At 58.2% G+C, this 15,386-nt stretch carries 14 protein-coding genes and 2 pseudogenes; 11 read left to right on the top strand and 5 right to left on the bottom strand.

Annotated features, from left to right (window positions below; all coding sequences use genetic code 11):
• Positions 1-28: 28 nt before the first annotated feature.
• The 8 genes and pseudogenes from FAZ95_RS35850 (at position 29) to FAZ95_RS35825 (ending at position 6,542) form a co-directional block, all read left to right on the top strand.
• On the top strand, positions 29-688 hold the full coding sequence (locus tag FAZ95_RS35850; RefSeq protein WP_137337098.1) for an amino acid ABC transporter permease: 660 nt from the start codon (positions 29-31) through the stop codon (positions 686-688).
• A gap of 55 nt (positions 689-743) precedes the next feature.
• Complete coding sequence (locus tag FAZ95_RS35845; protein ID WP_137337097.1) at positions 744-1,469, top strand: amino acid ABC transporter ATP-binding protein; 726 nt, start codon at positions 744-746, stop codon at positions 1,467-1,469.
• A 128-nt stretch (positions 1,470-1,597) separates the two neighbouring features.
• A complete protein-coding gene (locus tag FAZ95_RS35840; RefSeq protein WP_217497454.1) occupies positions 1,598-3,235 on the top strand; it encodes a GMC oxidoreductase in 1,638 nt (545 codons plus the stop codon).
• A gap of 122 nt (positions 3,236-3,357) precedes the next feature.
• Positions 3,358-4,176: pseudogene (asd, locus tag FAZ95_RS35835) on the top strand (archaetidylserine decarboxylase); the annotation flags it as partial.
• A 14-nt stretch (positions 4,177-4,190) separates the two neighbouring features.
• Positions 4,191-4,345: pseudogene (locus FAZ95_RS40935) on the top strand (IS5/IS1182 family transposase); the annotation flags it as partial.
• Positions 4,311-4,679: a hypothetical protein gene (locus FAZ95_RS41010; protein WP_496543835.1), complete on the top strand. Its 369-nt coding sequence runs from the start codon at positions 4,311-4,313 to the stop codon at positions 4,677-4,679. The pseudogene FAZ95_RS40935 and the gene FAZ95_RS41010, both read left to right, overlap by 35 nt.
• Positions 4,680-4,710: 31 nt before the next feature.
• A complete protein-coding gene (locus FAZ95_RS35830; protein ID WP_217497453.1) occupies positions 4,711-5,154 on the top strand; it encodes a nucleotide kinase domain-containing protein in 444 nt (147 codons plus the stop codon).
• A gap of 569 nt (positions 5,155-5,723) precedes the next feature.
• A complete protein-coding gene (locus FAZ95_RS35825; protein WP_137337095.1) occupies positions 5,724-6,542 on the top strand; it encodes an HpcH/HpaI aldolase/citrate lyase family protein in 819 nt (272 codons plus the stop codon).
• Here FAZ95_RS35825 and FAZ95_RS35820 read toward each other — a convergent pair whose 3' ends face one another.
• The 4 genes from FAZ95_RS35820 to citF all read right to left on the bottom strand — a co-directional run bounded on the left by FAZ95_RS35820 (position 6,543) and on the right by citF (position 10,463).
• Complete coding sequence (locus tag FAZ95_RS35820; protein ID WP_137337094.1) at positions 6,543-7,439, bottom strand: LysR family transcriptional regulator; 897 nt, start codon at positions 7,437-7,439, stop codon at positions 6,543-6,545. It lies immediately after the preceding gene.
• A complete protein-coding gene (locus FAZ95_RS35815; protein WP_137337093.1) occupies positions 7,429-7,608 on the bottom strand; it encodes a hypothetical protein in 180 nt (59 codons plus the stop codon). The genes FAZ95_RS35820 and FAZ95_RS35815 overlap by 11 nt, the downstream gene beginning before the upstream one ends.
• 90 nt (positions 7,609-7,698) lie before the next feature.
• Positions 7,699-8,823 carry a flavin reductase gene (locus tag FAZ95_RS35810; RefSeq protein WP_137337092.1) on the bottom strand — a complete coding sequence of 375 codons (1,125 nt, stop codon included), beginning with the start codon at positions 8,821-8,823 and terminating at the stop codon, positions 7,699-7,701.
• Between the two features lie 104 nt (positions 8,824-8,927).
• Positions 8,928-10,463, bottom strand: a complete 1,536-nt coding sequence (gene citF / locus FAZ95_RS35805; RefSeq protein WP_175425845.1) for a citrate lyase subunit alpha — start codon at positions 10,461-10,463, stop codon at positions 8,928-8,930.
• A gap of 450 nt (positions 10,464-10,913) precedes the next feature.
• Between citF and FAZ95_RS35800 the strand changes: the two genes are divergently transcribed.
• The 3 genes from FAZ95_RS35800 (at position 10,914) to FAZ95_RS35790 (ending at position 14,310) form a co-directional block, all read left to right on the top strand.
• Complete coding sequence (locus tag FAZ95_RS35800; protein WP_137337091.1) at positions 10,914-11,522, top strand: glutathione S-transferase family protein; 609 nt, start codon at positions 10,914-10,916, stop codon at positions 11,520-11,522.
• 108 nt (positions 11,523-11,630) lie between these two features.
• Positions 11,631-13,031 (top strand): aldehyde dehydrogenase family protein, encoded by a 1,401-nt coding sequence (locus FAZ95_RS35795; protein ID WP_137337090.1) that lies wholly within the window; start codon positions 11,631-11,633, stop codon positions 13,029-13,031.
• Positions 13,032-13,149: 118 nt separating this feature from the next.
• Entirely contained in the window at positions 13,150-14,310 is a 1,161-nt protein-coding gene (locus tag FAZ95_RS35790) for an LLM class flavin-dependent oxidoreductase (RefSeq protein WP_137337089.1), read from the top strand.
• A 114-nt stretch (positions 14,311-14,424) separates the two neighbouring features.
• Here FAZ95_RS35790 and FAZ95_RS35785 read toward each other — a convergent pair whose 3' ends face one another.
• Positions 14,425-15,327 (bottom strand): LysR family transcriptional regulator, encoded by a 903-nt coding sequence (locus FAZ95_RS35785; RefSeq protein ID WP_254700395.1) that lies wholly within the window; start codon positions 15,325-15,327, stop codon positions 14,425-14,427.
• Positions 15,328-15,386 lie beyond the last annotated feature (59 nt).

The raw sequence follows: 15,386 nt of genomic DNA, 5'->3' as shown, positions 1-15,386 counted from the left end.
GGCGCGGCGTACGCTGGAGAGTGATGAGATGGATCGATTCGATTTGGTGGTCAATTCGGCCCCGGTGTTATTGATGGGTGCGCTGTTGACCGTGAAGTTCGCGGTCGCAGCGATGGCCTTCGGGCTCGTGGTCGGTGCGCTCACCGCAGTGTTGAGAATCAGCGGCAATCGCGGTTTGGATCGAGTTGCGCAAGCTTACGTGAGTGTCATGCGCGGCACGCCGCTTTTGGTGCAGATGTTCGTCGTGTACTACGGATTGCCCGATGTCGGGATCTCGCTGTCGCCAACGACAGCGGGGATTCTGACGCTGACGTTGAATGCCGGGGCTTATCTTTCCGAGAGCATGCGTGGCGCGATTCTCGGCATCGCGCGAGGCCAATGGAGCGCATCGCACAGCTTGGGGCTGACCTATTTCCAAACCTTGCGATACGTCGTTGGACCACAGGCGCTGCGCCTTGCGGTGCCGTCCATGGGCAACACGCTCATCAGTCTGATCAAGGATACATCGCTGGTTTCCGTGATTACGGTGACGGAGTTGCTTCGTTCCGCGCAGGAGGTGATTGCAACGACATTTCAGCCGTTGCCGTTGTATCTCGCGGCGGCAGCGCTGTATTGGGTGCTGAGCTCGCTGTTGGCGGTTGTTCAGAATCGCTTGGAAGGGCGGCTTGCTTTGCAGAGCCGTCACTAGGCGGCGCGGGTATCGCTGTCTGCCTCGAGCAACTTTTCAGATCGGGTAACGCAACATGATCGACATCGACAACGTTTCAAAGTGGTACGGCCAACATCGTGTACTGGATAGCTGCACGACGGTCGTTCAGAAAGGCGAGGTAGTGGTCGTCTGTGGACCTTCGGGATCGGGAAAGTCGACACTCATCAAGACCATCAATGGGCTGGAAGGTTTTCAGCAAGGTTCCATAACGGTCGATGGAGTTAGCGTGGGCCACTCGAAAGCGGACCTCACATCGCTGCGCACTCGAGTCGGGATGGTCTTTCAGCATTTCGAGCTGTTCCCACATATGAGCATTCTCCAGAACCTCACGTTGGCGCAGATGAAGGTACTCCGCCGGTCTCGTGAAGAAGCTGACGCGAAGGCGATGATGCTGCTCGATCGGGTGGGGCTCAAATCACATGCGCACAAGTATCCGGGGCAAATGTCGGGCGGGCAGCAGCAGCGTGTCGCTATCGCGCGTGCATTATCGATGGACCCGACGGCGATTCTCTTCGACGAACCGACGTCAGCGCTCGATCCCGAGATGATCAACGAAGTGTTGGACGTAATGATCGAGCTTGCGCAAGAAGGAATGACGATGGTCTGTGTGACGCATGAGATGGGCTTTGCACGCAAGGTCGCGGATCGTGTCCTTTTCATGGATGCGGGCGTTATCGTGGAGGACTGCGTCAAGGACAGCTTTTTCGATACGCCTCGATCGGAGCGCGCACGGGATTTTCTCGCGAAGGTTCTGCATTGACGCCGACAGTGACTACGTAAACGGGCGACGGGTCCCCGGCGCTACTCGGCAGCACGGCAAGTCAAGTGCGCACGCCAATGGGCCGTCAGCGTCATGGCATCCAGTTTTCGATATCCCGCCGATAATCAATGACGATTGGCATTTTCCAGAGATACCTGAACGCCGCGCCGCCATGGCTTTTATGCATATTCAGAGCTAGATTAATAAATATCACCATGAATACTGAAGTGGAAGTTTTGGTAATAGGAAGCGGCTTTGGTGGATCTGTCGCCGCAAAACGAATTGCCGAAGCAGGTCGCGATGTTCTCATGCTTGAGCGCGGCCCCTGGAGGGACACCGTTCCCAACCGGTCGATGGGAATTAAGGATCTGGTGTCTCTACCGCAGGGCGCCAAAGCCTTCACCCATGGCATACGATCCGTTAGTTCCCGTTTATTCAAACGGGATATGGTTCTGAATAAGAAAGGGTTCATCGAAGCTTATTTCGGCGATGGCATCAGCGTTGTTTGCTCGTCTAATGTGGGCGGTGGTAGCCATGTTTACGCGGGCTTCCTTGATAAACCGCTGGCTCCAAACTACTGGGATAACCATCACCCAGAAATCTCGCAGGCCGGCATGGAGCGCTATTACAACGAGATACTTGAAGCCCTTGATGCTCGCGCTCTCACACCACAGGACCTAGTGCCCAACCGGATAGAGGAGGCAAACTATCACGGCCTGTTAACATGCCTGGGCAACCCACCGGTCGCAATGCTTTTTCCAAAAAGGCCAGGATTTCCTTCCAAGGTTGTAGATAGGAATGGAATCGAGCGGTGGGAATGTGACATGAAGAACAATAGCTTCTTGGGCTCTCCTTCAGGCGCAAAGACCACTTTGGATTTCTCGTTCATCCGGCCGGCCATGCAACGGGGCCTGATCGTCAGAGATATGTGCGAAGCCTTATCAATACGCCGATTGGCGCAACAAGGTCATGGCGAAATGCGCTATGAGGTCCGCTACCGCGATCATCGAAGCGGGAAAGAAGAAAGCGTCCAAGCGGAGCATGTCATTCTGGCCGCGGGCGGCTTGGGCACCGTTCGGCTACTGCTCAAGAGCCGTGACGTCGAAAAGGGCTTGGCAGGGATGCCAAGGCTCGGCCTCGAATTCGGGGGGAATGGCGATTTCTTCGGAGTCTGGAAGGAAAATAGCAAATCAGATCTTTCAAAAGGCATGCCTATAGCCTCACCGTTCAGGCTCAAGGACTCGAAGAACAAGCGCGTCATTGTCCTGCGCGCGAGCATTCAAGGCCTGGATGATGTACCGGCACCTTCCTTTATCAAGCGTTGGCTACGGAAGCAATCCGTCATTATCGCTTTTGGTGGAGACAATAATAACGGAACCATGGAAATTAAACGTGGCAGATTAAAGATAAAATACAAGTCAAAAGACAACGATATCTATGGTGAGATTGATGATGAACTGAAGAACATCCAAACCATCACCAAGACAAAGGTTTACGCGCCTCGGAATCCCGTCACGGTACATCCCATTGGAGGTGCCTGCCTGGGCACCTCCAATGCAGACGGCGTGGTAGGTGCTAATGGAGAGGTATTCGATAATCCTGGATTGTACGTCGCCGATGCCTCGGCTCTTCCGATGTCCCCCGGAGGGGCCCCCAGTCTGACCATAGCTGCATGGTCCGCCAACGTCGCAGACCGATTGATCGCAGAATTGGAAAATCGCGGCGCACCAAGCGAGGATCGGCGGACGGTGCTGAAGGCTACCTGACGCCCCTCGCAGCGCTGTCAACTTTTCACTTGGTGCGCGAGCGTATTTGACGACTCCCCCGTCTCGGGGCATCCAACGCGGCAACCTGTCGAATTAGCCATGCTTTATGTTTTAAGCCACTTGTGTCCGAGCGCCTATTCGTCCAATTGCAGCATCTGCTGCCCAAGCTTCTCATCACACGCGTGCTCGGCTTTCTCGCGCAACGGCGCGCCGGTGTCTTGACGCAGTGGGCGATACGCCGCTTCATCGCCCACTACAATGTCGACTTGACGGAAGCCGTGCAGAGGGAGCCCAGCGCCTACGCCACGTTCAACGACTTTTTCACCCGTGCGTTGCTGCCCGGCGTGCGTCCTCTGGCGACAGCGCGACTCGTTTGTCCAGTGGACGGCGCGATCAGCCAGTCTGGTCGCATTGAGCGCGACCAGATCTTCCAGGCCAAGGGCAAATCCTTCAGCAGCAGCGCGTTGCTGGCCGGTAATGAGGAGCTGGCACGTCAATTCGATGACGGCCTATTTGCCACCCTCTATCTCAGCCCGCGGGACTACCACCGCATCCATATGCCGTGCGAAGGCCGCCTGATCTCAATGAGCTATGTACCAGGCGAGTTGTACTCGGTGAACCCGGCCACCGCGCGCGGCGTCGATGCGCTGTTCGCGCGCAACGAACGTGTGGTGTGCCACTTCGACTCGCCGTACTGCCCGTTCGCCCTAGTGCTGGTGGGCGCCGCCATCGTCGGTAGCATCGCGACGGCGTGGCACGGCGTAGTCAACCCGCCGCGCAGCCACAGCGTGCGTCACTGGGATTATCGCGGGAGGAACATCACCCTGATGCAGGGCGAGGAGATGGGGCGCTTCCTGCTAGGCTCGACCGTGGTCGTGCTGTTCCCGCAGGGGCCGCTGCAGCTCAATCCCGACTGGGCGTCGACGCGCGCGGTGTACCTAGGGGAGGCGATGGCGGACTGAGCGTTGGCCAGACGAGCGTTCGATTGCATGGCTTCACTCGTTTCGATGCCTAAAGACTCGCTACGAACGGGATGCTCATATTCACGACGCCTTCCTATCTTTGTTCATTTGCGGTGCACACATGGCCAAACGCACGCTCGGCCAGTGAACTGTGGCCGGTCGAGAATGCGCAGGAGCGTCGAGAAAGGGAAGAACGAGCGCGTCGCCGAGCTGAAGTCAATCAAGGATACCGATCGCTTGTTTCTGATGAATGCGGCCGTGTTCTTGTCGCGGGCAAGTCGGTCGCAGTGCCGTTCGTCAGTGCCGTGTCGTCTGCTCTCGTTTTGGCGGAGATGTTGCGCGCGATCGGTGCGGGCCCCGCATTCTACGACGCGAGGTTTCGAGTATGCACACTCTCTGATCGGGCGCTCGCTGCCTCGCTGCGTACCGAGCTTGCGGAGCCCATAAGCGGTGTTCGCCTGCAGACGCGCTCGGGTTCATAAGATGTGTGCAGACACACGAACAAGTTTGTGAATGGGCGTTGATGGCGCCAAAAACCGGCGTAAGCCAATCCTGCCATACCCAACCATCGGTGATTTTCTTGCGTACCAGTTTACGACGGACATCAACTACAGCGAGATCACGGATTTCTCGGAGATGGATTTTGTCGTGCCTGGTCCTGGTGCACGGGACGGGCTCCGGAAGTGTTTTTCAGATAGTGCCGGTCTGAATGAGGCTGAACTCATCCGCCTGATGGCTGATAACCAGGAGCGAGAGTTTGAACGCCTCGGTGTGAACTTCCAGTCTTTATGGGGGCGCCGGCTGCAACTCATAGACTCTCAAAACTTGTTCTGTGAAGTGGACAAATATGCGCGAGTCGCGCATCCCGAGATCGCCGGCATATCGGGCCGTACGCGGATCAAGCAGAAATTCACGCCGACTGGACCGTTGAATCCTCCGTGGTATCCACCGAAGTAGGGTATCAACGAGAGAATCAAAAGAAGTTTTTCGTCTTGCAAACCAGACCAGGTTCGTTCAAAGAAACGGCAAGGTTTGAAGCAACTCGCACATGCAATCAAAGACCCTCTCGGTCGGGCAAATAACCGCGCCACTTTTCTTAGAGAGCGGCGTGAAATGATGCAGCGTTGGGCTGGCTACCTCGATTAGCTAAAGGCTGGGGCGAACTTATACCATTCGCTACAGCAGGCACTTGAGACACTTCCGCTCAAATGTGACGAAAAAATTCTATATGGAGTGAAAATGGTTTCCCCGTGTGCCATGGAAGACACGTTTCGGAATAGAGCGGAAATTTTCACAGCAGGCGAGGGCTGGCGTTCCCGGTGAGTTCAGAGTAGCTCTGATGAGAAAGAAAGTTGACGAAGGTTGGGGTGGGCGAATTGGCGGGCATGCGGGCAGAATGCGCTATAGAGGAATTTGGAATGTGAGAGCTCCGCTTTCTCGAAGCTCGCCATCGCCTTTTTCGAATACCCGCAATAAGGTTTGCCGTGCGAACATGCCACCTATTCCCATCTCGATAAAGCTTTCACATGGCAATTGCACGCACCTACCTCTTCGTGCCCGGTGACCGGCCTGATCGCTTCGACAAAGCGTGGTCAAGTCGGGCTGACGAGATTATTGTGGACCTCGAAGACGCGGTCCCGGCCGATCGCAAGGCTGTCGCCCGGGAGTCTATCCGCACATGGTTGCGTCCGGACCGACGTGTCTGGGTCCGTTGCAATGCCGTGGATACGCCTTGGTTCGCCGAGGATCTGCAGCTGCTGCACGACGAAGGGCTCGCAGGTGTCTTCGTGCCCAAAGCGGAACACCTGCCATCTGAGTTGCTACGCGTCGCCGAGACGCGCGGGATCGGCCTGATTCCGATCATCGAAACGGCGCAAGGTTACGAATCGATCCGGTCGCTAGCGTCGGCGGCCGGCGTCGTTCGGCTTGCGTTCGGAAGTCTCGACTTTCAGGTCGATCTGGGAATTGAAGGTGATGACGATGCGTTGCTCTACTTCAGGTCGGAACTCGTTCTGGCGTCTCGGCTCGCAAGCCTGCCGTCGCCAATCGACGGGATCACGCCGAGCATCGACGACACCGAGCGACTTCGAAGCGATACCCTGAGAGCACGGCGATTGGGATTGGGAGCGAAACTGTGCATCCATCCTCATCAGGTACCCGTCATTCACGAGGTGTTTGCACCCACGTCTGAAGAGCGATCCTGGGCGCTGCGCATTCTTGAAGTGATGAATTCCTCCGCGGGTGGGGCTGTTTCCCTGGACGGCAAGATGGTCGATCGTCCCGTCTGGCTGCGAGCACTCAAGATTAGCGAAGCACCGTCGGCAACGGAATGTCAGAGACTTTGACTAGGTAGTTCCCGATGCAGTGGTGAGAGATTCAAGCAAACTGGCAATCGCGCTATTGCCAGTTCGGTCTTTGCGCACGCAAATTAACATGTTTCTTTCAGCCCAGTCCTCGGGCAAAGGCCTTACGACCAACCCCATGCCTGTGCCAATTGCATTGGCGGCCTGGAACGGCAGGAGGCCGATACCGAGGCCGGACTGAACCATACGGCAGACTGCCTCAAAGCTGCGAACCTGTATGCGCAGCTGCAGAGTTTTCTCGGCCACGACCGCTTGCTCCGCGAGCAATCGCATCATCGACGCACCACTTTCCAGAGCGACAATGTCGTGATCCAGGACGTCGACGAAGTGAAGTTCTTGCCGCTTAGCAAGTTCGTGGTCAGCGGGGATGACGACCGCCAACCGGTCATTGCGATATGGAAAGAACGCCAGGTCTTCCACGCGTAGACCTTCAACGATGATTCCCATATCCGCTTCGGCAGACAGAACTGCCTTGACAATCTCGGGGCTCCACCGCTCCTCGATGACCAAGCGAATATCCGGATTTTTCCGCGAAAAATCAGCCAAATCGCCCGGTAGGTACTCAGTCATCGCTGATGTGTTCGCCATCAACCGCAGCACGCCACGCCGGCCAGCCGCGTGATCGCTCATATCCGCTTGCATCTGGTTCATCTGCGTGAGCAGGAGTTTTGCGTGCATAAGCAGGGTCGTACCGGCTGGCGTCAGCTCCACGCCTCTCGGAGAACGTTCCAGGAGCGGTGTTTTGAAGCGATGCTCCAGAAGGGCAATGCGCCGGCTAGCGGCGGCCAGACCGATGTAAGAGGCCTCTGCAGCCTTGGTGAGGCTGTGCAACTCGGCAGCCCGGACGAACAGGGCGAGCGAATCGATGTCAGGAAGCATGGCGAATAGGTAGGAACATTAGCTGGGGCATCATTTTGATGTTGCCTTGTTTGATGAGTGATTGCAAAAAACCGCCAGACATAGGGTACTTAGGCAGTACCCGCTTGCCAACCTTGTCGCGCAGACGACGCCGAATACTTTTGATGCAATCTGGATCGGCTGTTTCCATCAATCGGACCTGCTGCGCCAGCGCGGTACAAGCAAGCCAGTACTCCCTTCTGGATCCGATGCCCCGAACTGGGCACAGAGCCGATAAGGATCAGTGCGAGCCACGGCTGAGGTGGTCAATGAGCCGCTTTCCGGCAGTTTGCAGGCTCTCGTAGGAGCGAATGACGATCGCGTGCCTGCGGTGAGCCCATGTCTCATCGAGTTCAATCACCTTGATGTTCATCGCCTTTGCGTAGAGCTCGGCCATCCTCAGTGGAATCATTCCGATGCCGAGGCCGGCTTGAACCATGGCCGACAGCGCGTCGTAGGTATGCACCTGCATGCGGCAGCGCCACGCCTGGTCAAGCTCCGCGGCGGCGCGTTGAATCTGCAAGTTGATTTGGCTACCCGTATGGAGACCGACATAATCGTAGTCCAGCGTACCGGCAAACTTGACGGACGTTTTACATGCCAACGGATGAGCGGCTGGAACCGCGAGCACGAGACGGTCGTCCCTATAGGGAATCGTTTCTAGTCGATTCGTCTTTGGTCCTTCGACGACAAAGCCCAGGTCGTAAGCGTTCTCCTCAACGGCCGTCACCACCGCAGTGCTGATTTTTTCATCGAGATGCACATCGATTAGCGGGTGCTTTTTCAGAAACGACTCGAGGTCTGACGGCAAGAACTGCGTGAGGGTCGACAAATTCGACGCGATGCGCACATGGCCGGTAAGGGACCCGGTAGCCCCCAATTTGCCGTTCGCGAAGATCAAAGGGCGAATGCCTTCTTCCACGCGAACCGCAGTGACGCGCCCAATCACGACCGAATGCGTGCCGAAGGGAATCACGCTGTCGATGTCGCAGAACAGGTTGCTTTGCGCACCTTCCAGATAAGGCATACCGCTATCTTCGTTATGCCATTCGCCGACCTGGAAACGAGCATCGCCCTTGACCTTTCCGCTGAACGCATCGACGAGATCCTCCTGTTCGGTCGTCAGGACGTTTACGCAGAAGCGGCCTCTTCCCGTCAACGGGGCATGGATGCTCGCGCTGTGGTTGACACAGATAAGAAGCGAGGGCGGATCCATCGACAGCGAGTTGACGGCGGTTGCGGTCATGCCGTACCGATGCCCGTAGACGTCGGCGGTACTGATGATGGTGACCGTCGAAGCAAGGCGGCGCATCGCCCTTTTGAACTCGGCGGTAACTTGACCTGTTTCAGCGGGCTGGCTGTTCATCACGGGACTCCTGTCTGGATAGGGGCAGGCTGGCAGATCGGTCGAATGCGCGGAACAAGTGACACGCCCTCGGGTCGAGGGCGTGGTAGCCGCCATACGCATGGCTACGGCACGGCCCTGACCACATCGATAACGGTGCCATCGCGATACTCGACGACCGCGACGATTCGTTGCTGCGGTTCGCGAGGCCGCTGAACCCCCGCAGTCTTACGTTGTTCGGCGAGTTCAAGGAGCTCCTGCATCGGTCTCACATCGATACCGAATTTCTTCAGGCGCAAAGCCAGATCTTCACGCGTCGGATGAACTGCCACGCCCGCGTCCGTGACGACAACATCGATTGTCGACCCGGGCGTAGTGATGCATCCCACACGCTCTACGATCTTAGGGATGCCGCCTGCCAGAAGCTTCGTTGTCACGATTGACAACTTCGCACCTGCGGCCGTATCCGCATGCCCTCCAGAGCCGCCCAGGATGTTTCCCGGGGCTCCTGTCGTAACGTTGACGTTGAAGTTCGTGTCCACCTCTGCCGCACCCAGGATCATCGTGGACAGACGGTCAACGACAGCGCCTCGCTGGTGAGGGTTCGCATAGAGAGACGCCGACATGGCCATATGCCGCGAGTCACGCCGGTACGAATCCACCGCACGGAGATCGAAACACTGGACATCGAAGATCGAGCGGAAGAGTCCGGCCTCCAGCATGTCGCATAGCTGGCCTGTGACTCCGCCCGACGCGAAGTTGCCCCGGACACCAAGCCGGGTCATCACGGCGGAAAGTTGTGCAGCGACCGCCAATGAGACGCCTCCCGCGCCCGTTTGGAACGAAAAGTCGTTCCCTAACAACCCGGAAGCTTCGATGACCTCAGCGGCAGCGGTCGCGATACCAAGGCCGACCGGATCCGTGGTTGGCTTCGTCGTTCCGGAAAGGATGCCCGAAGGGTCCCCGATCGATGCAACAGGAACGACGAAGTCCACGTTGTCCTGGGCGATATCGATTGGGCAGGCGGGGTATGCCACGAGGCGGTCGGTCACGGCGACAACCATGCAGGCGTGCTGCGCGTCGACCATCGCATACCCGAGAGGCCCGCAGGCAGCACGGCCCTCGACGCCGTTGAGGTTCCCGAAGTCATCACATGTAGGCGCAGCAATAAACGCCACGTCGATTCTCAACTCCCCGGACTCGATGGCCCTGGCTCGACCACCGTGGGTCTGCATCACGACGGGGACCTCCATCTCGCCTCGGGAAACGGCATCGGCAACTGGGCCCGACATATAGGCGGTGAGGATGCGCCTGACGACTCCGCTTCGAATGTGGTCCACGAGCGGCGCATGCACCGGGAAGAGCGAACTCGCCGCTACGGTCAGATCGCGCAGCCCGCGTTCGGCGGCAACGGCCAGGACCATGTTGAGGACCTGATCGCCATTACGTAGATGGTGATGGAAGGAAAGTGTGGCGCCGTCATGAATCGCGCAGGCGTCGAACGCGTCGCCGATTGTCTTCAGTAACTTGTGGTGTCGCTCGCGGGTCGTTCCGACGAGACGTTGCTGGACGGTGCTTTCTTGCTGCAAACATATACCCTCGTGGGGTACTACTCGCCCATAACCATCGATGTATTCGGGTAAGTCCATTCGGTCATCCATTACGTCTCCATGACATGGATATTCAGCGCTATGGTCCGGCAACGCACAACGCGTTGAGCCGCCGCCGCATGCTGAGCCACGTCGTCCGGCGCGAAGAAGCCGGTGTGGGGCCTTCGTCAAGTTCAAGAATGCCGGACTCGGCCGGATGATGGCATCCGAATCTCGCGGAGACCCCTTCGAAATTCGTGAACCCGACGAGGCTCGACCGGTTCCTGTACTGGCTTTCCGGCGGTCCTCCTAGGGTTTTCGAGGACTTTGAATTCTTGGGAAGTCCGCTTGTTGAGAATCAGCTTCCGCATACGGCGGGGCATGCCTAGCATACGGCTTCATTCGCACATCGTGGCCTTTGCGCTCCGAGTGTCGTTGCGCACAACTCAACGCCTATCGAGCTAAGGGTGAGAACCCGCGCTCCGGGACGTGCTTACTTGCAACTGGCTCAGGAGTATTTCTATGAAGTTGTTCTTCAGCACGACGTCGCCTTATGCGCGCCTCGTGCGCATCGCGCTCGCGGAGAAAGGCATTTCCGATATCGAGCTTCAGTTGACAGATCCGTGGAAGGACGCGCCCGAGCTTCTGCAGGCCAATCCGAGCGCACGGGTCCCTGCGCTCGTTTTGGACGATGGGAAAGCGCTGACCGAGAGTCTCGTGATCATGCTCTGGCTGGAATGTCAGCGGCCCTATCCCAGACTGCTTGGGCACGAACCGTCGACGGTGCTGTCCAGGATCGGTGTTGCAATGGGCGGCATCGATGCCGCGGCGGCGATCATCATCGGTCGCAAGATGACCGACGCATCGTTCGATGAGTCGCCCGTGGGACTGCGGCGCAGGCGCTCTGTGGTCAACGCGCTGTCTCGGCTTGAAGAAGCGCCACCTTCGTTCGCCGGTTCGACGCCTGATCTCGCGGTGATTTCCGCTGTGGTCTTACTCGACTACGTGCGCTTCCGTTTTCCGTCCGTCAACTGGTTACCCAGCCTGCCGAGGCTGGATGCATTGGCAATAGAGATGCGCGAGAGGCCGTCGTTTGCCGACAGCTTGCCCCGCGAAATGTCCACCACCTGAGGCTGAATCTGTCGCGTTGCCCGTTGGCCCGTAGGCATCAGACCACCGGCAGGCCATGCGCGGCAACTACGACGGCGCATGCATCAGGACTTCAATGGAGAAGCAGTAATGAGCGCGACGATTGATGTTCACTCTCCCTTCGACGGCACGCATGTCGGCCAAGTCGAAGCGGCTACCGCGGAGGATGTCGAACGCGCCATGGCTACGGCCTATGCGCTGTTCCGCGATCGCCGCCAATGGTTGTCCAAGCAGCAGCGTCTCTCGATACTGAAGCGTGCGGCTGAGATCATCTCTGCCCGGCGTGAGGAGATCGCGCGACAGGCTGCCAGCGAGGGCGGCAAGCCGCTGAAGGACTCGCTCATCGAAGTCGACCGCGGTATCGATGGCATACACACCTGCATCGAAGCGTTGCGGACCAACGCGGGCCAGGTGGTACCGATGGATCTCAATGCCACGTCGGCCGGCAGGGTCGCGTTCACGCAGTACGAACCGGCCGGCGTCGTCCTCGGCGTGAGCGCGTTCAATCATCCGTTCAACCTCGTCATCCATCAGGTCGCGCCCGCCGTCGCGGTCGGTGCCCCTGTCATCGTCAAACCTGCGCCGGCAACGCCGCTGTCCTGCAGGACAGTCATCGACATTTTTCACGAGGCGGGTTTGCCCCCCGGATGGGCGCAGATGGTGCTCCCGCAAGACCTCGAGTTGGCCACCCGCATGGTGACCGATCCTCGCGTAGGCTTCTTTACCTTCATCGGCTCGGCCCCAGTCGGCTGGATGCTCAGGTCGAAGCTGGCGCCGGGAACGCGTTGCGCGCTCGAGCATGGCGGCGTCGCGCCCGTGATTGTCTCGCATGACGCCGACCTGGATATGGCCCTGCCTCGCATCGCGCGCGGCGCCTTTTGGCATGCGGGGCAAGCGTGCGTGAGCGTGCAGCGTGTTTTCTGTCACCGGAGCATCGCCGGCGATGTCGCCCATGGGCTGGCCGAATTGGGCAACAAGATGGTGATCGGCGATCCTCTGCTGACGACTACCGACGTGGGCCCGCTAATCAGCCACAAGGAGGTAGACCGCGTTGGCCGATGGATCGATGACGCGGTGAGCGCCGGCGGGACACTCGTATCAGGCGGCAAAAGGATTTCCGCCAGTTGCTATGCCAACACGGTGTTGCTCGATCCGCCCGGCGATGCGGACGTGACGCGCAAGGAAGTGTTTGGCCCCGTCGTGTGCGTGTACGCGTACGACAACGTCGACGCGGCGATCGCGACGTCTAATGACCTTCCCTATTCATTCCAGGCTGCGGTGTTCACGCGAAACATCGACACGGCCATGCACTGTTATCGCCATCTGGACGGCACGGCCATCATGGTGAACGAGAACACGCTGTTCCGCGTCGATTGGATGCCGTTCGCAGGCGCGCGAGTCTCGGGACATGGGGTTGGCGGGATGCCTCACACGATGCGAGAGATGCAGACGGAAAAGATGATGGTTTGGCGCTCTGATGCGCTCAACTGACTCGAATCCTTCAGAGATGAAGGCAATCGGGCTTCGCCTTCCGGAGGCCGCACGGCTGCTCGCCAGCCCGAGGGTAACGACAAGAAGCCGCTTCTTCCATTCCTAATCGGAGAGACTGATGAGCAATGCAACCCAGTCACACGAGCTGTTGAACCCGATGGCTAGCTCACCCAACAAGATCAAACTTGGCGTGTTCGCGATCAATGCACATGGCGGTTGCGCAATCACGACGGCTCCTGAAGTGCACCGCGCGGAGGATTGGCGGACGAACCTGGAGACCGTGCGCATTGCTGATGCCGCCGGTTTCGAGGCCGCCATTCCAATCGGTCGCTGGCGCGGTTTCGGCGGCGACAGCAATTTTGGCGGTACGAGCTTCGAGACCTACACCTGGGCGGCAGCCATAGCGGCGTCGACCAAGCAGATCGCCACGATTACGACCTCGCACCTTCCGACCGTTCACCCGCTGTTTGCAGCAAAGCAGGCGGCGACGATCGATCACATCAGCGGTGGGCGTTTCGGCCTCAACATGATTTGCGGCTGGTTTGGTCCGGAGATGCGGATGTTCGGCGGTTCAATGATGGAGCACGACGAACGATATGCGTTCGCCGACGACTGGCTCGCGATTGCGCAGGAGGCTTGGACGACGGAAGGTTACTTCGACCACAAAAGCAAGTACTTCAATCTCGTGCAGGCGTTTTCAGAGCCAAAACCGTTGAACAAGCCGTTCCTGATCAATGCGGGCGGCTCGCCGCGCGGCATGCGCTTTTGCGCCGAGCACTGTGATGCGGCTTTCATCATCCTCGGCTCGCATGAGCTCGAAGGCGTACGTAAGCAGGTCCGTGCTTATAAAGATCTGGCAAAGAACGAGTATGGCCGGGATCTCAAGGTGTGGTGCTACTCGTATGTGTCGGTTGCCGAAACGCAGGCCAAGGCGAAAGAGTACGTTGACCGCTACGTGATCGAGTACGGCGATGATGAGGCATGCGAAAACATCGTCAAGGAACTCGGCATCCAGACCGGCATTTTCACGCCAGAGCAGGCCGACCAGTTTCGCTATCACTTCAAGGCGGGCTGGGCGGGCTTCCCGTTGGTGGGCACACCTGAAATGATGGTCGATCATTTGGGCATGTTGTCGGAAGCGGGTGTGGATGGCATCTGCCTCAGCTGGCTGGACTACAACAGCGGCATCAAGCAGTGGAATGCCGAAGTGATGCCGTTGCTGGAGAAGGCGGGGCTTCGCAATCCATACGTGCCGTCGCAGGAAAAATTGGCAGCCTGATTACCGGCAAGGAGACAGGGCGTGGCGGCGTCCGTCTCCTTGACTTCGGCGCGTCGTCGAATTTGGAACGATATCGATCACGAAATCAAGGTTGTCTTGACCGTAGGGTCTTCGTCATGAGGGGGCGATGCCGGCTTGTGTCAGAACGTACGTCAGCCAGTCGATGAAAACCTTGACCTTCGACGGCAGATGTCGCCTCGCCGGATAGACGATCGAAAGCGGCTTGGGAACACTCGGTATGTCGGGCAGTACCTTCACCAGTCGTCCACTGTCGAGGTAAGGCTGCAACGCGGTTTGCACGCCTTGAAGAATGCCGAAGCCGGCGAGCCCGCTCGCGAGGAAGGCTTCTGAATCGTTGGCAAGGATTCCGCTGCGCACCTTGACTGCTTGCTCTTCGCCGTCGACGAAAAAGCGCCAATCCATGACCTTTCTCTCCGGTCCGAAGAAAAAGTTGACTGCCAAGTGATTGTGCAAATCGTCGATGGTTTTGGGCGTACCGCGTTGATCGAGATATTCCGGCGATGCGCAGGTCACCATCGGCACCTCGGCGATCTTCCGCGCAACAAAGCCCGGGCTTCCCTGTCCGCCTATGCGTACGGCGCAGTCGATGCCTTCCCCGACAATGTCTACTTGCTGATCGCGCGCACTGATAATGAGCTCGATCTCCGGATACTGCCGCTGAAAGGCGGGTAACGCCGGAATGATGATCGTCTTGGCGATCGTCACCGGCAATTCGAGGCGCAGCTTTCCCCTGGGGCGCGTGGACTTCTGCGAAAAGCGGCCCACCGTGTCCGATACTTGTAAAAGAATCTCCGCGCAGCGCTGATAGAACTCTTCTCCTTCCGCGGTCAGCGTGATTCGTCGAGTCGTGCGATGCAGAAGGCGCACGCCCAAAGTCTGTTCGAGGTGCTGCACCGCTTTGGTTGCGACAGGCCGATGCAGTTGCAAGGCGGAGGCCGCTTTAGTGAAGCTTCCCAACTCGACGATCTGCGTAAAGATACGCATCGATAGAAACATATCCACGACATTCTCCTCTTTCGACTTGGGCTCGAGCCAGGGTGTCTTCGCAGGAGCGT

It is taken from the genome of Trinickia violacea (assembly GCF_005280735.1).
In the GTDB taxonomy this organism is placed as follows: domain Bacteria; phylum Pseudomonadota; class Gammaproteobacteria; order Burkholderiales; family Burkholderiaceae; genus Trinickia_A; species Trinickia_A violacea.
Note: the sequence above shows the minus strand (reverse complement) of the source record. Positions and strands in the feature narration are given on the sequence as shown.